The sequence below is a fragment of the Marinicrinis sediminis genome, from assembly GCF_042685085.1.
Lineage (GTDB): Bacteria > Bacillota > Bacilli > Paenibacillales > KCTC-33676 > Marinicrinis > Marinicrinis sediminis.
Map to the genome: position 1 here is coordinate 18,635 of NZ_JBHUMM010000038.1, position 20,462 is coordinate 39,096.

A 20,462-nucleotide genomic window follows, 5' to 3' on the forward strand; every position below is an offset into this window, starting at 1 on the left:
ACTTTCGTTCAAGCTTACTTACCGGACTTACCTTCTTTGCGAATAATTCTTTCGCCTTCATACTTGATACCTTTACCTTTGTATGGCTCAGGCTCACGTACAGAACGGATCTTTGCTGCAACAGCTCCGACGCGCTCTTTATCGATCCCTTTTACCGTGATCTTTGTATTGGAAGGAACATCAAATTCGATTCCTTCTTCCGCTTCAATCTCAACCGGGTGAGAATATCCAACGTTCAATACGATTTTATTTCCGTTCTTCTGTGCACGGTAACCAACTCCAACGAGTTCCAGGTTCTTGGAGAACCCTTCTGTTACACCGTTCACCATATTTGCGATAACACTACGAGTCGTACCATGTAATGCACGATGCGTTTTATTATCAGAAGGACGGTTTACCTGAATCTCATTTTCCTGAATATTCACTTCCATCTCCTTGTGAATTTCACGAGCCAGGGTTCCCTTTGGTCCTTTTACTGTAATCTTTGTATCTTCTAGGTTAACGTCTACACCGCTAGGAATAGCGATCGGTTTGCGACCAACACGAGACATGGTTGCACCTCCTATCTAATCAGCTGTTAAATTACCAAACGTAGCAAATCACTTCTCCGCCAGCTTTTGCTTGACGAGCTTCTTTGTCTGTCAAGACACCTTGGGAAGTAGAGAGAATCGCGATTCCCAATCCACCAAGTACTTTTGGAAGTTCTGTGCTTTTTGCATAAACGCGCAGTCCTGGTTTACTGATTTTCTTCAGTCCAGTAATTACACGCTCATTGTTCGCACCATATTTCAAGAAGATCCGGATGATCCCTTGCTTATCGTCTTCAATAAATTCAGCGTCACGGATGAAACCTTCTTTTTTCAAAATCTCAGCGATTTGCTTTTTGATTTTTGAAGCAGGTACCTCAACCTTCTCATGACGCACTGTATTGGCATTGCGAATGCGTGTCAGCATATCTGCAATCGGATCAGACATTACCATAGTTCAAACCTCCTTCCCGAATCGGGTCATTACCAGCTTGCTTTTTTAACGCCAGGAATTTGTCCTTTATAAGCCAGTTCTCTGAAGCAAATTCTGCAAATCTTAAATTTGCGAAGTACAGAATGCGGTCTTCCGCAACGTTCACACCGTGTGTATGCACGAACTTGAAACTTCGGTTGACGTTGTTGTTTCACTTTCATCGAAGTTTTTGCCACTTTGCTTTACACCTCCACTTTATTTCGCAAATGGCATCCCTAATTGCGCCAGCAACTCGCGCGCTTCTTCGTCCGTTTGCGCAGTCGTTACAACGACGATGTCCATTCCGCGAACTTTATCGATTTGATCATACTCAATCTCAGGGAAAATGAGCTGCTCTTTCAGGCCAAGCGTATAGTTACCGCGTCCGTCGAAAGCCTTATTAGATACCCCACGGAAGTCACGTACACGTGGAAGTGCTACGTTAAACAGCTTATCCAGGAAGTGATACATGCGATCACCGCGAAGTGTTACTTTGACTCCGATAGGCATTCCTTCACGAAGTTTAAATCCTGCGATGGATTTTTTCGCTTTTGTAATGACTGGTTTTTGTCCAGCAATTTGGGTAAGTTCTTGAACCGCTGCATCCAGCACTTTGGAGTTCTGAACGGCCTCACCAACCCCCATATTGATGACAACTTTCTCAATCTTCGGAACCTGCATCACTGTAGAGTAGTTAAACTTCTCGATCAGTGCAGGTGTAATATCATTTAAATACTGATCTCTCATTCTAGCACCCATGGGCTAAAAAACCTCCTTTCCGCCGCAAACATTAGTCGATAATTTCGCCAGATTTTTTTGCAACCCGTACTTTATTTCCGTTATCCAAGACTTTATATCCGATACGAGTCGGACCGCCAGTCTTCGGATCAACAAGCATTACATTGGACACGTGAATCGGAGCTTCCTGATCAATGATGCCCCCTTGCGGATTTGCCTGCGAAGGACGAGCATGCTTTTTCACCATGTTGACTCCTTCAACGAGCACTCGGTTCTGACGCGGGTAAGCCGCGATGATACGACCTTTCTTCCCTTTGTCTTTACCGGAGATGACGATGACCGTGTCTTCCTTTTTCACGTGAAGCTTGTTGTTGTGAGACTCAAGCTTTTTCTCTCTTGCCATGGATTGTACACCTCCTACGTGCATTCCTTCGTTCAGCTGCCTCGCAGCAGCTGATCTATCTTAATATCCGTTCAATTAAAGCACTTCCGGTGCCAATGATACGATTTTCATGTAGTCCTTCTCGCGAAGCTCACGAGCAACTGGTCCGAAAATACGAGTACCACGAGGCCCCTTGTCATCCTTTACGATTACCGCTGCGTTCTCATCGAATGCGATGTAAGATCCATCTTTACGACGAGTAGAGCGCTTTGTACGTACGATGACGGCTTTGACCACATCACCTTTTTTGACAACGCCACCTGGTGTTGCTTGTTTGACCGAACATACGATTTGATCGCCGATATGCGCTGCACGACGTCCTGTTCCTCCAAGCACACGAATACACATCAGTTCCTTCGCACCTGAGTTGTCAGCTGCCTTCAAACGTGTAAAAGGTTGAATCATGGTATTCCCTCCTTCCGTGTTCGCCTATGAAATTATACGATTACCGCTTTTTCAACCACATCAACGAGTCTCCAACGCTTGTCTTTTGAAACCGGACGAGTTTCCATAATACGAACCGTATCTCCGATTTGCGCTGTGTTGTTCTCATCATGTGCCTTGAATTTCTTGGTGTATTTAATCCGCTTATGATACAGAGGATGTTTTTTGTACGTTTCTACTGCAACAACAATGGTCTTATCCATTTTATCGCTCACTACTTTACCAATTTGGACTCTGCGTTCGTTACGTTCTTCAGTCACAGAATTTCCTCCTTCCTGCATGGATCTATCGAATGCCGTTTGCTTCTCTAGCTAATATCGCCAATTAGCTGATTCCCAATTCTCTTTCACGGATGACCGTTTTTGCTTTCGCAATGGACTTGCGAACATCACGAATGCGACTTGGGTTGTCTAATTGTCCAGTAGCCAGTTGAAAGCGAAGGTTGAACAACTCTTCCTTGAATCCGGCAATTTTCTGTTCAATCTCTGCAGTGGTTAAGTTGCGAAATTCACTTGCTTTCATTGACTTCACCACCCAATTCTTCACGTTTTACAAATTTCGTTTTGATCGGAAGCTTGTGAGCAGCAAGTCTCATCGCTTCACGAGCTACTTCTTCGCTGACACCAGCAAGTTCAAAAAGAATTTTGCCTGGTTTTACAACGGATACCCATTTTTCCACGTTACCTTTACCGCTACCCATCCGCACTTCAAGAGGCTTTTGCGTAATTGGCTTGGAAGGGAAAATTTTGATCCATACTTTACCGCCACGCTTGATGTAACGAGTCATAGCAATACGAGCTGCCTCAATCTGGCGGTTCGTGATCCATGCTGGTTCAAGCGCTTGTAATCCATATTCACCGAAAGCAACCTCGGTGCCGCCTTTTGCGCGACCCTTCATGCTTCCACGGTGTTCTTTACGGTGTTTTACACGTTTAGGTACTAACATCGATTAGTTGCCTCCTTCCTGAACTGCCTTTTTCTTGGAGGGCGGAAGAACTTCACCGCGGTAGATCCACACTTTTACGCCGATACGGCCATAAGTGGTGTGTGCTTCCGCAGTTCCATAGTCAATATCTGCACGCAATGTATGAAGCGGTACAGTACCTTCGCTGTAACCTTCGCTTCTTGCAATCTCAGCACCGCCAAGACGTCCACTTACAAGGGTTTTGATCCCTTTAACGCCTGCGCGCATAGATCTTTGCATTGCTTGCTTCATTGCTCTACGGAAAGATACGCGACGCTCCAATTGTTGAGCAATGCTCTCTGCGACTAGAATCGCATCCCATTCCGGGTTTTTGATTTCTGCAATGTTGATATGAACTTTCTTCCCAGTCAACTTCGCCAGGTGTGCGCGAACATTTTCAACTTCCGCTCCACCTTTACCGATAACCATCCCCGGCTTAGCTGTATGGATGGTCACGTTGACGCGGTTTGCAGCGCGTTCGATCTCAATGCGAGACACGGCGCTGTCTTTCAGTTTATTTTTCAGGTACTCGCGGATTTTCACGTCCTCGATCAACAAAGTACCGTATTCTTTGTCAGCATACCATTTGGATTCCCAATCACGAATTACTCCGATTCTCAGGCCCACTGGGTTTACCTTTTGACCCACACGTCATCCCTCCTTATTTTTCAGATACCACAAGCGTGATGTGGCTTGTGCGTTTGTTAATCCGGCTTGCGCGACCCATCGCACGTGGGCGGAATCTTTTCATGATCGGACCCGGATTCACGAATACTTCGCTAATAACCAAGCTGTTTGGATCCAAAGAATAATTGTGTTCTGCATTTGCGATAGCAGAGTTCAAAAGCTTTTCCACAACTGGGGATGCTGCTTTTGGCGTGTGACGCAGAATGGATACTGCTTCACCTACTGCCTTGCCACGAATCAGGTCAATCACGAGCTTGACTTTGCGTGGAGCAATGCGTACGAACTTCGCATGTGCTTTTGCCTGCACAGGAAACCCTCCTCTCAATACATCGAGTGTTTATCCTAGAAGAATTATCTTCTTGTTTTGCGGTCTTCGTCCGTATGACCTTTGTACGTACGAGTAGGTGCAAATTCACCTAGCTTATGTCCGACCATATCCTCAGAAACATATACCGGTACATGTTTGCGTCCGTCATACACGGCAAATGTGTGTCCAATAAACTGAGGGAAAATAGTGGAACGGCGAGACCATGTCTTAATTACTTGCTTTTTGTTCTCATCCATTGCTTCGACTTTCTTCATCAGATAGTCATCAACAAAAGGTCCTTTTTTCAAACTGCGGCCCATAGCGTGATCCTCCCTTCACTTCGAACTGACACCCGAAAAGGGAATGAAGACGAATGCTTCATCCACTTTCTTTCCTGGGTTCCATACCTGCTATAACGGTCTCCGATTCGCTTATTTCGTGCGGCGACGAATGATAAGCTTGTCAGAACCCTTGCCTTTTTTACGTGTCTTGTATCCAAGTGTCGGTTTACCCCATGGAGACATCGGAGATTTGCGTCCGATCGGGGAGCGACCTTCACCACCACCGTGTGGATGGTCATTCGGGTTCATTACAGATCCGCGAACTTCTGGACGCTTGCCTAACCAGCGGCTACGGCCTGCTTTACCGATGTTCAGAAGCTCATGATCCTCGTTGCCTACGGAACCGATTGTAGCACGGCACTCTTTCAGCACTCTTCTCATTTCACCAGATGCCAAACGAACAGATACATACTTGTCTTCTTTACCAAGAAGCTGAGCTTCTGTTCCAGCAGCACGAACCATTTGTCCGCCTTTGCCTGGTTTCAATTCGATGTTGTGGATAACTGTACCGACCGGAATGTTGACAAGTGGCAACGCGTTTCCGACTTTGATGTCAGAATCCGCTCCGGAAGTAACAACATCCCCAACTTTCAATCCTTTTGGAGCCAAGATGTAACGCTTCTCACCGTCTGCATAATGAAGCAATGCGATGTTGGCGGAACGATTCGGATCGTACTCAATCGTGGCGACTTTTGCAGGAACGCCGTCTTTTGTACGTTTGAAATCGATGATCCGATATTTGCGCTTATGCCCACCACCGTGATGGCGAGTCGTAATTTTACCTTGGTTGTTGCGGCCCGCTGTTTTGGAAAGCGGAGCTAAAAGAGATTTTTCCGGCTGATCCGTAGTGATCTCTTCAAATGTAGATACCGTCATTTCGCGACGACTCGGTGTCGTCGGTCTAAAGCCCTTTACTGGCACGTGGATTCCCTCCTTTTTTCCGTTTTAGGATTATACAGTTTCAAAGAACTCTAATGGTTTGCTGTCGTCCGTCAGTTGAACGTATGCTTTCTTCCATTCGGAAGTGTAACCATTATAACGTCCATAACGCTTCGGCTTCGCAGGCATTCTCAACGTGTTGACTTTCTTTACCTTCACTTTGAAAATTTGCTCTACCGCTTGTTTGATTTCGGTTTTGGATGCACGAAGATCCACTTCGAAGGTGTACTTCATGCTCGCCATCATATCACTGGTTCTTTCAGTAATAATCGGGCGCTTGATAATATCACGAGGGTCTTTCATTACGCAAGCACCTCCTGTACCTTCTCAACTGCTTCCTTCGTCATGATCAATTGATCAAAGTTTAACACATCAAGTACGTTAATCCCGTCAGCAGTGAGGAATTTCACACCAGGAATGTTGCGAGCAGACAGATATACGTTCTCTTCTTGTCCAGCTGTTACGATTAGAGCTTTGCGCTCAATCTTCAGGTTGTTCAAGATCGCCGCAAATTCCTTCGTTTTCGGTTGATCAAGCGTCAACTGATCAAGCACAACCAATTGATTGTCGATCACCTTAGCAGACAAAGCAGAGCGAATCGCCAGTCTGCGAACCTTTTTAGGCAGTTTGTAGGAATAGCTTCTTGGAGTTGGACCGAATACGGTACCACCGCCTACCCATTGCGGGGAGCGAATACTTCCTTGACGAGCTCTTCCTGTACCTTTTTGTTTCCATGGCTTACGTCCGCCTCCGCGCACTTCGGAACGACCTTTGGTCTTGTGTGTTCCTTGGCGAAGAGAAGCCAGCTGCATGACAACTGCATCGTGAAGCACGTGTTTGTTAGGCTCAATGCCGAAAACGGAATCTGTCAGTTCCAGCTCGCCTACTTGCTCACCGCTTACGTTAAATAAAGATACTTTTGGCATGTGTTATCCTCCTTTCTTATCCTTGTTTTTTCACAGAGGATTGGATTTTCACGTAGCTGTTTTTCGCACCTGGGATCGAACCTTTTACTAGCAAAAGATTACGATCAGCATCTACGCGCACAACCTCTAGATTTTGCAAAGTAATCGTATCTACACCCATATGTCCAGGTAGAATTTTACCTTTGAATACACGGTTTGCAGCAATGGAACCCATGGAACCAGGACCGCGATGATAACGGGAACCGTGCGTCATTGGACCTCTGGATTGATTGTTTCTTCTGATTGTGCCCTGGAATCCTTTACCCTTGGAAGTTCCGGTCACGTCAACGAAATCACCTGCAGCGAAGATGTCCGCCTTAAGCTCTTGACCTACTTCGTATTCCTCACTCAAGTTGCGGAATTCTTTAACGTAGCGCTTAGGCGCAGCTCCTGCTTTTTTCGCATGACCTTGCTCAGGCTTGTTGATTCTGGATTGCTTCTTGTCATCATAACCAACCTGAACTGAAGTGTATCCATCTGTTTCTACATCTTTCTTTTGAAGAACAACGCAAGGACCTGCTTCAACGACTGTCACCGGAATGACTGTACCGTCTTGTGCAAAAACCTGTGTCATTCCGAGTTTTTTACCTAAGATACCTTTCATCTTCGTTTCCACCTCTTTTCTTCTGAAAGCTATTTATTATAATTTAATTTCAATGTCCACACCGGACGGCAAATCTAAACGCATCAATGCATCCACAGTTTGCGGTGTAGGATTCACAATGTCGATCAGACGCTTGTGCGTGCGCATTTCAAACTGCTCACGAGAATCCTTGTACTTATGAACCGCACGAAGAATCGTGACAACTTGCTTTTCAGTTGGCAAAGGAATCGGACCGGATACTCCAGCACCAGAACGCTTTGCGGTTTCCACGATTTTCTCAGCTGATTGATCCAACACTCTGTGATCATAAGCTTTCAAACGGATACGGATTTTTTGTTTTGCCATATTACTCCCTCCTTCTATCGCCCAAATTTTTATTCGGACATACTCCGCGAGAATATCCTGATTCCCCGTTATGGCAAAGGGGCCGGGTGTGTCAGCAACCTCTCACATCATCGCACAGTCACAGACCAACGTTCACTATTATACTGAATCCATAGGTAATATGCAAGAGATTTTTTCAACTTGTTTACTTTCCTTCTATAATGCCTGTGCAGATCTTGTTTTGTGATCGGATCACAACGAGATCACAACGATTTTCATTATAACGTGCGGGCTTGCCAAATGCACTGGTTTGATTTTTCCAGTTGCTTGTGATGCCTTGTACAACACGATCCCGATCATAAAGAAAAAGCCTCTCACAATTCGAGAGGCTTTCTTATTAACAATCAAGGTGATTACTTCTGGATAGAAGCAACTGCACCTGCACCTACTGTACGGCCACCTTCGCGAATCGCGAAGCGAGTACCTTCTTCGATAGCGATAGGAGCAATCAACTCAACGGTTACCGTGATGTTGTCTCCTGGCATTACCATTTCAGTACCTTCTGGCAGGTCGATAATTCCAGTTACGTCCGTTGTACGGAAGTAGAACTGTGGACGGTAACCTGTGAAGAAAGGCTTGTGACGGCCACCCTCTTCTTTAGTCAGAACGTAGATTTGAGCTGTGAAGTTCGTGTGTGGCTTAACTGTACCTGGCTTAACAAGTACTTGACCACGCTCGATGTCACTGCGGTCTACACCGCGAAGAAGAGCACCGATGTTGTCACCAGCTTGAGCAGAGTCAAGCAATTTACGGAACATTTCTACTCCAGTAACAACGGATTTGCGGCTTTCTTCAGCAAGACCAACGATTTCGATCTCGTCCCCAACTTTAACCGTTCCACGCTCTACACGACCAGTCGCAACTGTTCCACGACCTGTGATGGAGAATACGTCCTCAACTGGCATCAAGAAAGGCTTGTCAGTGTCGCGCTCTGGCTGAGGGATGTACTCGTCTACGATTTCGAACATTTCAACGATTTTCTCAGCCCACTCACCAGTTGGGTTCATAAGTGCTTCACGAGCAGAACCTTTGATAACTGGCGTGTCGTCGCCTGGGAATTCGTATTCGTTCAGAAGATCGCGCACTTCCATCTCAACAAGCTCAAGAAGTTCTTCGTCTTCTACCATGTCACATTTGTTCAGGAATACCACGATGTATGGTACGCCAACCTGACGGGAAAGAAGAATGTGTTCACGAGTTTGTGGCATAGGGCCGTCAGCTGCGGAACATACGAGGATCGCGCCGTCCATCTGAGCAGCACCTGTGATCATGTTTTTAACATAGTCAGCATGGCCTGGGCAGTCAACGTGAGCATAGTGACGCTTGTCAGTTTCGTACTCAACGTGTGCAGTGGAGATTGTGATACCACGCTCGCGCTCTTCTGGCGCTTTATCGATTTGATCGAATGCTACAGCGCTACCGTTTCCGTATTTCGTGTTCAATACGGTTGTGATCGCAGCTGTCAGCGTAGTTTTACCATGGTCAACGTGACCGATTGTACCGATGTTCAAATGCGGTTTATTACGTTCGAATTTAGCTTTTCCCATGAGTAGGTTGCCTCCTTAAATTTTCAATAATTTATTTATTCACCTTTGTTCTTTGCGACAAGCTCATCCGCGATAGACTTAGGCAGTTCTTCGTAGTGAGAAAGCTCCATCGAGTAGACGCCGCGACCTTGTGTACGAGAGCGCAAGGTTGTGGAGTATCCGAACATTTCCGACAATGGAACGTGAGATCGAATAATTTGTGCGCCTGCACGTGTATCCATACCTTCAATGCGTCCACGACGAGAGTTGATATCACCCATTACATCGCCCATATATTCTTCTGGAACAACAACTTCCACTTTCATAATAGGCTCAAGGATAACAGGCTTACACTTGTCTTTGGCAGCTTTCAGCGCGAGGGAACCCGCCACTTTAAACGCCATCTCGTTGGAATCGACATCATGGTAGGAACCATCAAAGATGGTCGCTTTAATATCTACAAGCGGATAACCCGCAAGAACACCATTCTTCATCGCTTCTTCGATACCATTTTGAACCGCTGGGACGTATTCACGAGGAACGACACCACCAACGATTTTGTTTTCGAATTGATAGCCGGAACCTGCTTCAAGCGGTTCAAACTCAATCCAAACGTGACCGTATTGACCGCGTCCACCAGACTGGCGAACGAACTTTCCTTCCACTTTAGCAGCTTGACGGAAAGTTTCTCTGTAAGCAACCTGAGGTTTACCTACATTAGTCTCTACTTTGAATTCACGATTCATGCGATCTACGATGATTTCAAGGTGAAGCTCACCCATACCGGAAATGATCGTTTGACCAGTTTCCTCATCGGTTCTCGCACGGAAAGTCGGATCTTCTTCGGAAAGCTTGGACAGCGCCACAGACATTTTGTCCTGGTCCGCTTTTGTCTTCGGCTCAACGGCTACGTGAATAACCGGATCCGGGAAGTCCATGGATTCAAGTACAACCGGGTTCTTCTCATCACAGAGAGTATCTCCTGTTGTAGTGTCCTTCAATCCAACTGCAGCTGCGATATCCCCTGCATAAACCTGATCAATCTCTTCACGACTGTTGGCATGCATTTGCAGGATACGGCCGATACGCTCACGCTTGCCTTTGGTGGCATTCAGCACGTAAGAACCAGCGCTGAGCACACCGGAATAGGCGCGGAAGAACGTCAGCTTTCCTACATATGGATCCGTCATGATTTTGAATGCCAGTGCAGAGAAAGGCTCGCTGTCAGAAGATTTACGGGATACTTCTGTACCGTCTTCGAGTTGACCTTTAATCGCAGGAACGTCAACTGGAGCTGGCAAGTAATCGATCACCGCATCAAGAACAGCTTGAACCCCTTTGTTCTTATAAGAAGATCCACAAAGAACCGGGAAGATTTTAACGTCACAAACCCCTTTACGCAGGGCTTGCTTGATCTCATCAACAGTCAGCTCTTCGCCTTCCAGATATTTCATCATCAGTTCTTCATCAAGCTCAGCTACGCGCTCGATCAGATCCGTCCGAATCTCTTCTACCTGGTCTTTGAATTCAGCCGGGATTTCGATCTCATCATAATCACGGCCCAGATCATCTTTAAAGATCCAAGCTTTCTGTTCAACGATGTCGATAATTCCGTTAAATTCATTTTCCGCACCGATTGGTAATTGAATCGGTACTGCATTGGCTCGGAGACGCTCGCGCATATCCTTCACAACGTTCAGGTAATCTGCGCCGATGATATCCATTTTGTTTACATAGGCAATCCGTGGCACACCATAACGATCCGCCTGTCTCCATACGGTTTCAGATTGAGGCTCAACACCTTCTTTGGCACTGAAAACCCCAACTGCGCCGTCGAGAACACGCAGGGAACGTTCTACTTCAACGGTGAAGTCTACGTGTCCAGGAGTATCGATGATGTTGATTCGATAACCTTTCCACGCAGCTGTCGTTGCAGCAGATGTAATGGTGATCCCGCGCTCTTGTTCCTGCTCCATCCAGTCCATGGTTGCAGCACCTTCGTGAACCTCACCGATTTTGTGAGTACGTCCGGTATAGAACAAGATCCGCTCAGTCGTCGTCGTTTTACCGGCGTCGATATGAGCCATGATGCCTATGTTTCTTGTATTTTCCAAGGAAAACTCTCTAGGCATGAATCGGTCTCCTTCCATTGATTAACTATAGATTCACAAAACCATTTTAATCCTACCAGCGATAATGAGCAAATGCTTTGTTCGCTTCGGCCATTTTGTGTGTATCTTCACGTTTCTTCACTGCTGCACCTGTGTTGTTGCTTGCATCGATAATCTCGTTTGCAAGACGCTCTTGCATCGTGTTCTCACCGCGAAGACGAGCATAGTGCACCAACCAGCGCAATCCTAGGGAAGTACGTCTTTCAGGCTTGACTTCGATCGGCACCTGATAGTTCGCACCACCTACACGACGTGCTTTCACTTCCAATACAGGCATGATGTTCTTCAGTGCTTGTTCAAACACTTCCATCGGATCGTTGCCTGTACGTTCCTTGATCATTTCGAATGCATCATACAGCAATGTTTGCGCTACACCTCTTTTACCGTCCAACATGATACGGTTGATTAGGCGAGTCACCAGCTTGCTGTTATAGATCGGATCTGGCAATACGTCTCTGCGTGCTACGGGTCCTTTACGTGGCATGGGTTATCCCCCTTTCCTGATAATGATATCGTAATGAAACGAATTATTTTTTCTCTTTCGGACGCTTCGCGCCATATTTGGAGCGAGCCTGCATACGGTTGTTCACACCTGCTGTATCCAATGCACCGCGAACGATGTGATAACGAACCCCTGGCAGGTCTTTTACTCTTCCTCCACGAATCAATACGACACTATGCTCTTGCAGGTTGTGTCCGATTCCCGGAATATAAGCGGTTACCTCAACACGGTTTGTCAAACGCACACGCGCGTATTTACGAAGCGCGGAGTTTGGTTTCTTCGGCGTCATCGTACCTACACGAGTACAAACGCCTCTTTTTTGCGGAGAGCTGATATCCGTTTCCTCACGCTTCAAGGCATTGTATCCTTTTTGCATCGCTGGAGATTTGGATTTTACAACTTTCGCTTTACGACCGTTACGTACGAGCTGGTTAATTGTTGGCATGTCTGCACCTCCTTCCAAGCATTTGTTAATGTTTTTTTAAGTCCACAGATCCAGGCGGTTCATCCTGAGACAAAGGAAATGTTTTTGCCAAAGTCCGTTACCTGAACCTCAACAAAAACATCGGTCTTTCATTTTTCAAGAGCCGCCATTGCAGCCCCAACTTCAATTCCGCATGCTTTTCCAAGCATTTTCATTGTATCGACATGGACGACTTTCACTCCATGTTTTTTACAAAGCGAAACCGCTCTGTGAATTAACTTCGGATCTGCATCTTTTGCCACATAGACATGCTCGGCTTTGCCTAGCTCCACCGATTTCAACGTCTGTTTCGTGCCAATCTTGTAGTTGCCTTCCCGAATCACTTCATCATTAGACATTCGATCCTCCAAAGTATCAATCAGGGTTTTGGCACACTTCGATATATTAGCATCTTTGAAATAGGGGTGTCAAGAAGAGTTTTGAATTAATTCTTCCTGACACCTTTGTCTTTTTCAATGAGCGGTTTATTGTTCCACTGGCACCGCTTCTGTCTCCACTTCCGCTTCTGCTGCTGCCTCTACAGCAAGCGGGTCGTGCATGTTGACATTGCGATAGCGATTCATGCCTGTTCCAGCTGGAATCAGTTTCCCGATAATGACATTTTCCTTCAGTCCGAGCAACTGGTCCACCTTGCCTTTAATCGCTGCATCTGTCAAGACACGCGTGGTCTCCTGGAAGGAGGCCGCAGACAGGAAGGAATCTGTTTCAAGGGATGCCTTGGTGATTCCGAGCAAGATTGGCTTGGCTACAGCCGGTTCTCCACCTGCATAAAGGGCTTTCTTGTTCGCTTCTTCATATTCATGAATATCTACGAACGCACCTGGCAGCAAGGTGGTATCTCCAGCATCTACGATGCGGATTTTGCGAAGCATCTGACGAATCATAACCTCAACGTGCTTGTCGTTGATCTCAACACCCTGGTTACGGTAAACGCGCTGCACTTCTTGCAGAATGTAGTTTTGAACGCCACGGATCCCTTTGATACGAAGCATTTCCTTCGGATCGATGGAACCATCGGTCAGTTCATCACCGGCTTCGACACTCTGCCCGACGGTGACGCGAATACGAGAACCATACGGTACATTGTAGGTTTTGGATTCTGCTTCACCCTCTACCTCAATTTCACGACGATCTTTTGCCTCGCGGATTTCCTTGACGGTACCGTCCAGCTCTGTGATGATCGCCTGACCTTTTGGATTACGGGCTTCGAACAGCTCCTGGATACGCGGCAAACCTTGCGTGATATCGTCTCCGGCAACCCCTCCCGTATGGAAGGTACGCATCGTCAGCTGTGTTCCTGGCTCTCCGATGGATTGTGCTGCGATAATACCGACCGCTTCCCCAATCTCAACGAATTTGCCAGTAGCCAGGTTGCGGCCGTAGCATTTTTTACATACGCCATGACGAGTGCGGCAGCTTAGTACCGAACGAATGGTAATTTTCTGTATGCCTGCATTGACGATGGCGGTCGCAATTTCATCTTCGATCAGCTGGTCTGGCTGACAGATGACTTCATTGGTTTCCGGGTGGCGTACGGTCTGGAATGCATAGCGACCTTCGATCCGGTCGTAAATGCCTTCAATGACTTCCTTGCCATCCTGAATCGGATACACGACAACTCCCTTGTCTGTACCACAGTCATCTTCGCGAACGATCACATCCTGCGCCACATCAACGAGACGACGTGTGAGGTAACCGGAATCCGCTGTACGCAGTGCGGTATCGGCAAGACCTTTCCGCGCTCCGTGAGTGGAAATAAAGTATTCCAATACGGTCAGACCTTCACGGAAGTTGGACTTGATCGGCAACTCGATAATCCGACCAGACGGATTCGCCATCAGACCCCGCATTCCGCCAAGCTGTGTAATCTGGGATTTGTTACCCCGTGCTTTTGAATCTACCATCATGGAGATGGAATTGTATTTATCCATCGATTTCATGAGAATTTCCGTCAGTTCATCCTTCGCCTTGCTCCAAATTTCGATGATTCTGTCATAACGCTCATCGTTTGTGATCAAGCCGCGACGGTATTGCTTCATGATCGTTTCTACTTTTTCTTCTGAAGCGGTCATGATTTCTTTCTTCTCACTTGGTACGAGTACGTCCGCAACCGCGATCGAGATCCCCGCCTTCGTGGAATACGTGAAACCATTCTGCTTGATATTATCAAGAATGATGGACGTTTCAGTCGTATGATAACGACGGAAACATTCACCGATAATGGTACCCAGGTAGTCTTTGCCGATCGCTTTTGTTTCCGGCAGTTCCTTCATGAGCTCCACAAGGTCTTTCCCTTTTTCCGACACAATGAAACGTTCATGGATCGCCGTCAGGTTTTCCTTTGTTGGTTCATTGATATACGGGAACGAAGTCGGATAAATTTCGTTGAAGATCAATTTACCAACGGTCGTAATCAGCATGCCTTGTTGCTGTTCTTCTGTAAAGCTCTCACGATTGAGCGCTTTAACCGGAATGGCAATTCGGGCATGCAAGGAGGCAAGACCTGTCTGGTAAGCAAGCACCGCTTCATTGACGCTGGTGAAGATAGAGTAAGAGCCTTTGGACTCTTTGTTCTCTACGGTCAGGTAATAACTTCCAAGTACCATATCCTGTGACGGTGTAACGACCGGCTTCCCATCCTTCGGATTGAGAATGTTGCCGGATGCCAGCATCAAAATCCGAGCTTCTGCTTGCGCTTCCGCGGATAATGGAACGTGTACCGCCATCTGGTCTCCGTCAAAGTCAGCATTGTAAGCCGTACATACGAGTGGATGAAGACGGATCGCCTTGCCATCTACCAGTGTGGGCTCAAATGCCTGAATACCAAGTCTGTGCAACGTAGGGGCACGGTTCAGCAGAACCGGATGCTCCTTGATGACTTCTTCTAGTACATCCCATACTTCGAAGCTGACTTTCTCTACCTTGCGCTTCGCACTCTTGATGTTGTGCGCCAACCCTTTGTTGACAAGCTCTTTCATGACGAACGGCTTGAATAGCTCCAGCGCCATTTCCTTCGGCAATCCACATTGGTACATTTTCAGTTGCGGCCCTACGACGATAACAGAACGACCGGAGTAGTCCACCCGTTTTCCGAGCAGGTTCTGACGGAAACGACCCTGTTTCCCTTTCAGCATGTGGCTGAGGGATTTCAGTGGACGGTTTCCTGGACCCGTAACCGGACGTCCGCGACGACCATTGTCGATGAGCGCATCGACTGCTTCTTGCAGCATCCGCTTCTCATTTTGAACAATGATGTCCGGAGCTCCGAGATCAAGCAGGCGCTTCAAACGGTTGTTGCGGTTAATGACCCGGCGATACAGATCGTTCAGGTCTGAAGTCGCGAATCTACCCCCATCGAGCTGCACCATCGGGCGCAGTTCTGGCGGGATGACAGGCAGTACGTCCAGCACCATCCAGTCGGGATGATTGCCGGAGTTGCGGAATGCCTCTAGTACTTCAAGACGCTTGATCGCACGATTTCTGCGCTGCCCCTGTGCAGTTTTCAACTCTTCCTTCAGCAGCACGACATCTTTATCTACATCGATATCAGCGAGCAGTTTCTTGACTGCTTCTGCACCCATGCCTGCCTGGAAGGCGTATCCGTACTTTTCACGGTAGCTGCGGAATTCCTTCTCGGATAACAGCTGTTTCTTCTCAAGTGGTGTGTCCCCCGGGTCCGTGACCACGTAGGACGCAAAATAGATGATTTCTTCCAGGGAACGCGGAGACATATCCAACGCCAGGCCCATACGGCTTGGAATCCCTTTGAAGTACCAGATATGGGAAACCGGAGCGGCAAGCTCAATGTGTCCCATCCGCTCACGTCGTACTTTTGCCCGTGTTACTTCAACGCCGCATCGATCACAGACAACGCCCTTGTAACGTACGCGCTTGTATTTTCCGCAATGACATTCCCAGTCTTTGGTCGGTCCGAAGATTTTCTCACAGAAAAGCCCTTCCTTCTCGGGCTTTAATGTCCGATAGTTGATGGTTTCAGGCTTTTTTACTTCTCCTCTTGACCAGGATCTGATTTTATCTGGCGAGGCCAGCCCGATTTTCATAAACTCAAAATTATTCACGTCGATCAAGGAGCAACCCTCCTGCAGTTTGTCTAGTGGTTACACTTGACTATCTATTATTCACTACCTGTTTCTGCGCCTTCAAGATTCAAACTCAACTTGTCACCTGAATGATCGTCCTCATCATCCAGTTCTTTCATAATGATTTCCTCTTCGTTCTCCGTCAGGATTTTCACGTCCATCCCGAGACTCTGCAATTCCTTAATCAATACCTTGAAGGATTCAGGTACGCCAGGCTCAGGAACATTCTCGCCTTTGACAATGGATTCATAGGTCTTCACACGACCGACTACATCATCGGACTTGACCGTAAGAATCTCCTGCAAGGTGTAGGCCGCTCCATAAGCTTCAAGTGCCCATACTTCCATCTCTCCGAAGCGTTGTCCACCGAACTGCGCTTTTCCTCCCAGAGGCTGCTGTGTAACGAGCGAGTAAGGACCTGTAGAACGCGCATGGATCTTGTCATCTACCATGTGCGCCAGTTTGATCATGTACATGACCCCAACCGTCACTTCACGCTCAAACGGTTCTCCGGAACGACCGTCAAACAAGAGGGTTTTCCCGTTTCGCTGCATGCCAGCTTCTTCCATTGTGTCAAATACATCATGTTCTGAAGCTCCGTCAAAGACCGGCGTAGCGGTATGAATGCCCAGGTACTTGGCCGCCATGCCGAGATGAAGCTCCAGCACCTGTCCGATGTTCATACGGGACGGAACGCCCAGTGGATTCAGCACAACCTGGACAGGCGTGCCATCAGGCAGGAACGGCATATCTTCTTCCGGAAGTATACGGGCAATAACCCCTTTGTTTCCGTGACGACCTGCCATTTTATCCCCTTCTGAAATTTTACGTTTCTGGGCAATATAAACCCGAACCAGCTGATTGACACCCGGAGGCAGCTCATCTCCGTTTTCACGAGTGAATACTTTAACATCGACGACAATCCCGTCTGTACCATGCGGTACGCGCAGGGAGGTATCACGAACTTCACGCGCCTTCTCACCAAAGATTGCGTGCAGCAAGCGTTCCTCAGCCGTCAGCTCTGTAACCCCTTTAGGCGTTACTTTCCCTACCAGGATGTCTCCGGCAGATATTTCTGCACCCACGCGAATAATTCCTCGCTCATCCAGGTTTTTCAGCGCATCTTCCCCTACGTTCGGGATGTCACGCGTAATTTCTTCCGGTCCCAGCTTCGTATCTCTCGCCTCAGATTCATATTCTTCAATATGAATGGACGTGTATACATCTTCCTTCACCAGCTTCTCACTGAGCAGGATCGCATCCTCGTAGTTGTAGCCTTCCCATGTCATAAAGGCCACGACAACGTTTTGACCGAGCGCAAGCTCACCCTGTTGTGTAGAAGGACCATCAGCCAGGATATCTCCTGCCTTGACGACTTCGCCCTTATGTGTAATCGGACGCTGGTTGATACAGGTTCCCTGGTTGGAGCGAATGAACTTGGTCAGTTTGTATTTGACGAGATCGCCATTTACAAGTTTTCCATCCACCATTTCCTGGCGGCGAAGGTGAATTTCTTTTGCACTGACCTTTTCAATCACACCGTCGTACTTGGACACAATACATACACCGGAGTCTTTGGCAGACTTGTGCTCCATCCCGGTCCCTACGAGCGGGGAACGTGGTACGAGAAGCGGAACTGCCTGACGTTGCATGTTCGATCCCATGAGCGCACGGTTCGAGTCATCGTTCTCGAGGAACGGAATCAGTGCGGTTGCAACGGATACGACCTGTTTAGGAGATACATCCATGTAATCCACTCGTTCCCGAGGGAGGGTCAGGATATTATCAGACGTTTTATTGTAACGAACGATAATCGACTCGTTCGTGAAAGTTCCGTCTTCATTCAGCTTCGCATTCGCCTGCGCGATAATATAGTTATCTTCCTCATCTGCTGTGAGGTAATCTATCTTACCTGTCACCTGATGCGTTTTCGGATCTACCCAGCGATATGGCGCTTCGATAAACCCGTACTCATTGATTCTGGCATAGGTAGACAAGGAGTTGATCAATCCGATGTTCGGACCCTCCGGCGTCTCAATTGGACACATACGTCCGTAGTGAGAGTTATGAACGTCACGAACTTCAAACCCTGCACGCTCACGAGTCAGACCACCCGGTCCCAAAGCAGACAAACGTCTCTTATGTGTCAATTCAGCCAGTGGATTCGTCTGATCCATAAACTGTGACAACTGGGAGCTTCCGAAGAACTCTTTAATCGCAGCGATAACCGGTCGAATATTAATGAGCTGCTGCGGGGTTATGGTGTTGGCATCCTGAATGGACATCCGCTCACGTACCACACGCTCCATCCGTGACAATCCGATCCGGAACTGGTTTTGCAGCAATTCCCCGACAGAGCGAAGACGACGGTTCCCCAGATGATCGATGTCATCGGTATCACCTACGCCGTGCAACAAATTCAGGAAGTAGTTAATAGAAGAGACAATATCAGCCGGTGTAATGTTTTTGACGCTTTTCTCAATATAGCCGTTCGAGATGACTTTAATGACCTTCCCGTCTTCCGAAGGCGAGAACACATCAATCATTTGCATCGGAATGTCAACTGCATCCAGCACACCGTTTTGCACGCTGTAATCTCTCAGATTTACACCATTTTCAAGACTCGGCAGAATCTCATCAAGCAATCGACGATCTACGACCTGTCCAGCTTCCGCAATAATCTCACCTGTCTCAGGATCAATCAGGGATTCAGCCAGACGCTGATTAAACAATCTATTTTTAATGTGCAGTTTCTTATTGATCTTGTAGCGACCCACGTTTGCCAGGTCATAACGCTTTGGATCAAAGAATCTGGCTACCAGTAAGCTTTTTGCATTATCCAGTGTTGGCGGTTCGCCCGGACGCAACCTTTCGTATATTTCGATCAGTGCTTTGTCCGTGGAATCTGTATTGTCCTTGTCGAGCGTATTCCGAATAAATTCGTCTTCCCCAAGCAAGTCAATGATTTCCTGATCCGTACCAAAACCGAGCGCTCTAAGAAGAACCGTTACCGGGATTTTACGCGTACGATCAATCCGTACATATACGATATCCTTGGCGTCGGTTTCCAGTTCCAGCCATGCTCCGCGATTTGGAATCACAGTAGCTGTATACGCATTTTTTCCGTTCTTATCTACCTTGGTGCTGAAATAGACGCTAGGAGAGCGAACAAGCTGGCTGACGATAACCCGTTCAGCACCATTGATAATAAATGTCCCTGTCTCTGTCATCAGCGGGAAGTCACCCATAAACACTTCCTGCTCTTTGACTTCCCCTGTTTCCTTATTCAGAAGACGCACTTTTACCCTGAGCGGAGCCGCGTATGTAACATCGCGCTCTTTGCATTCATCTACGGAATATTTGGGTTCACCAAGACTGTAGTCAATGAATTCGAGGACCAGATTGCCTGTGAAATCCTGAATTGGCGAAATGTCCTGGAACATTTCTCTCAATCCTTCATCCAAAAACCATTGATAGGATTTTTGTTGGATTTCAATGAGGTTCGGCACCTCCAGAACTTCATTGATACGGGCATAGCTTCTTCGTGTGCGGCGACCGTATTGAACAAGTTTACCTGCCAACTTCCCTTCACCCCTTATGTCTATTGACGCAAATTGCACAGAAAAAAGTGAAAACAAAACAAAGCCCCCTACTTCCATCCTTGCCCGAAAACCCGGTCAATGACCTCATGAAGTCAAGTAGGCAGCTATTCGGAGGGATTCACCAGCTTGTGCGCTACATTGACTCGCAACGGGTGCCACTCCTGATCCTTGTTCTTGTTCACACTTTTCCCTTATCATGTAGATTTGCCCAAAATCATCTTATTATTCGTAAAATGCCAAAATATTATTCCTCTCAAGTTGCA

At 47.2% G+C, this 20,462-nt stretch carries 24 protein-coding genes; all 24 read right to left on the bottom strand.

From position 1 onward, the window contains the following. Positions 1-14 precede the first annotated feature (14 nt). The gene (gene rplF / locus ACFSUC_RS12860; protein WP_379930022.1) at positions 15-551 is read right to left on the bottom strand and encodes a 50S ribosomal protein L6; all 537 of its coding nucleotides are present in this window, start codon (positions 549-551) and stop codon (positions 15-17) included. Between the two features lie 31 nt (positions 552-582). Next, positions 583-981, bottom strand: coding sequence for a 30S ribosomal protein S8 (rpsH, locus tag ACFSUC_RS12865; protein WP_379930023.1), 399 nt, complete (start codon positions 979-981; stop codon positions 583-585). Between the two features lie 29 nt (positions 982-1,010). Continuing rightward, positions 1,011-1,196 carry a type Z 30S ribosomal protein S14 gene (locus tag ACFSUC_RS12870; protein ID WP_379930024.1) on the bottom strand — a complete coding sequence of 62 codons (186 nt, stop codon included), beginning with the start codon at positions 1,194-1,196 and terminating at the stop codon, positions 1,011-1,013. A gap of 19 nt (positions 1,197-1,215) precedes the next feature. Further along, positions 1,216-1,758 (bottom strand): 50S ribosomal protein L5, encoded by a 543-nt coding sequence (gene rplE, locus ACFSUC_RS12875; protein WP_379930025.1) that lies wholly within the window; start codon positions 1,756-1,758, stop codon positions 1,216-1,218. Positions 1,759-1,789: 31 nt separating this feature from the next. Beyond that, positions 1,790-2,140: a 50S ribosomal protein L24 gene (rplX, locus tag ACFSUC_RS12880; protein WP_379930026.1), complete on the bottom strand. Its 351-nt coding sequence runs from the start codon at positions 2,138-2,140 to the stop codon at positions 1,790-1,792. A 75-nt stretch (positions 2,141-2,215) separates the two neighbouring features. Continuing rightward, positions 2,216-2,584, bottom strand: a complete 369-nt coding sequence (gene rplN / locus ACFSUC_RS12885; protein WP_379930027.1) for a 50S ribosomal protein L14 — start codon at positions 2,582-2,584, stop codon at positions 2,216-2,218. 32 nt (positions 2,585-2,616) lie between these two features. Beyond that, positions 2,617-2,883, bottom strand: coding sequence for a 30S ribosomal protein S17 (rpsQ, locus tag ACFSUC_RS12890; RefSeq protein WP_379930028.1), 267 nt, complete (start codon positions 2,881-2,883; stop codon positions 2,617-2,619). 64 nt (positions 2,884-2,947) lie between these two features. Beyond that, positions 2,948-3,145, bottom strand: coding sequence for a 50S ribosomal protein L29 (gene rpmC, locus ACFSUC_RS12895; RefSeq protein ID WP_379930029.1), 198 nt, complete (start codon positions 3,143-3,145; stop codon positions 2,948-2,950). Further along, positions 3,132-3,569 (bottom strand): 50S ribosomal protein L16, encoded by a 438-nt coding sequence (gene rplP, locus ACFSUC_RS12900; RefSeq protein ID WP_379930030.1) that lies wholly within the window; start codon positions 3,567-3,569, stop codon positions 3,132-3,134. Before rplP ends, rpmC begins: the two co-directional genes overlap by 14 nt. Before the next feature lie 3 nt (positions 3,570-3,572). Next, positions 3,573-4,235 carry a 30S ribosomal protein S3 gene (rpsC, locus tag ACFSUC_RS12905; protein ID WP_379930031.1) on the bottom strand — a complete coding sequence of 221 codons (663 nt, stop codon included), beginning with the start codon at positions 4,233-4,235 and terminating at the stop codon, positions 3,573-3,575. Positions 4,236-4,248: 13 nt separating this feature from the next. Beyond that, positions 4,249-4,581 carry a 50S ribosomal protein L22 gene (gene rplV / locus ACFSUC_RS12910; protein WP_379930032.1) on the bottom strand — a complete coding sequence of 111 codons (333 nt, stop codon included), beginning with the start codon at positions 4,579-4,581 and terminating at the stop codon, positions 4,249-4,251. A 44-nt stretch (positions 4,582-4,625) separates the two neighbouring features. Continuing rightward, positions 4,626-4,901, bottom strand: coding sequence for a 30S ribosomal protein S19 (gene rpsS / locus ACFSUC_RS12915; protein ID WP_379930033.1), 276 nt, complete (start codon positions 4,899-4,901; stop codon positions 4,626-4,628). Positions 4,902-5,012: 111 nt separating this feature from the next. Then, a complete protein-coding gene (gene rplB, locus ACFSUC_RS12920) occupies positions 5,013-5,843 on the bottom strand; it encodes a 50S ribosomal protein L2 (protein ID WP_379930034.1) in 831 nt (276 codons plus the stop codon). Between the two features lie 30 nt (positions 5,844-5,873). Then, positions 5,874-6,164 (bottom strand): 50S ribosomal protein L23, encoded by a 291-nt coding sequence (rplW, locus tag ACFSUC_RS12925; RefSeq protein ID WP_379930035.1) that lies wholly within the window; start codon positions 6,162-6,164, stop codon positions 5,874-5,876. Next, on the bottom strand, positions 6,164-6,787 hold the full coding sequence (gene rplD / locus ACFSUC_RS12930; protein ID WP_379930036.1) for a 50S ribosomal protein L4: 624 nt from the start codon (positions 6,785-6,787) through the stop codon (positions 6,164-6,166). Before rplD ends, rplW begins: the two co-directional genes overlap by 1 nt. Before the next feature lie 16 nt (positions 6,788-6,803). After that, a complete protein-coding gene (gene rplC / locus ACFSUC_RS12935; protein ID WP_379930037.1) occupies positions 6,804-7,430 on the bottom strand; it encodes a 50S ribosomal protein L3 in 627 nt (208 codons plus the stop codon). A 36-nt stretch (positions 7,431-7,466) separates the two neighbouring features. Next, positions 7,467-7,775, bottom strand: coding sequence for a 30S ribosomal protein S10 (rpsJ, locus tag ACFSUC_RS12940; protein WP_379930038.1), 309 nt, complete (start codon positions 7,773-7,775; stop codon positions 7,467-7,469). A gap of 392 nt (positions 7,776-8,167) precedes the next feature. Further along, complete coding sequence (gene tuf / locus ACFSUC_RS12945) at positions 8,168-9,361, bottom strand: elongation factor Tu (RefSeq protein WP_379930039.1); 1,194 nt, start codon at positions 9,359-9,361, stop codon at positions 8,168-8,170. A gap of 35 nt (positions 9,362-9,396) precedes the next feature. After that, a complete protein-coding gene (gene fusA, locus ACFSUC_RS12950) occupies positions 9,397-11,472 on the bottom strand; it encodes an elongation factor G (protein WP_379930040.1) in 2,076 nt (691 codons plus the stop codon). Positions 11,473-11,524: 52 nt separating this feature from the next. Further along, complete coding sequence (gene rpsG, locus ACFSUC_RS12955) at positions 11,525-11,995, bottom strand: 30S ribosomal protein S7 (RefSeq protein ID WP_379930041.1); 471 nt, start codon at positions 11,993-11,995, stop codon at positions 11,525-11,527. 43 nt (positions 11,996-12,038) lie between these two features. Continuing rightward, the gene (gene rpsL / locus ACFSUC_RS12960; RefSeq protein ID WP_379930042.1) at positions 12,039-12,458 is read right to left on the bottom strand and encodes a 30S ribosomal protein S12; all 420 of its coding nucleotides are present in this window, start codon (positions 12,456-12,458) and stop codon (positions 12,039-12,041) included. Positions 12,459-12,586: 128 nt separating this feature from the next. Continuing rightward, positions 12,587-12,835, bottom strand: a complete 249-nt coding sequence (locus ACFSUC_RS12965; protein WP_379930043.1) for a ribosomal L7Ae/L30e/S12e/Gadd45 family protein — start codon at positions 12,833-12,835, stop codon at positions 12,587-12,589. Positions 12,836-12,961: 126 nt separating this feature from the next. Beyond that, the gene (gene rpoC, locus ACFSUC_RS12970; protein WP_379930044.1) at positions 12,962-16,585 is read right to left on the bottom strand and encodes a DNA-directed RNA polymerase subunit beta'; all 3,624 of its coding nucleotides are present in this window, start codon (positions 16,583-16,585) and stop codon (positions 12,962-12,964) included. A 47-nt stretch (positions 16,586-16,632) separates the two neighbouring features. Beyond that, positions 16,633-20,178 (bottom strand): DNA-directed RNA polymerase subunit beta, encoded by a 3,546-nt coding sequence (gene rpoB / locus ACFSUC_RS12975; RefSeq protein ID WP_379930045.1) that lies wholly within the window; start codon positions 20,176-20,178, stop codon positions 16,633-16,635. Between the last annotated feature and the right edge of the window lie 284 nt (positions 20,179-20,462).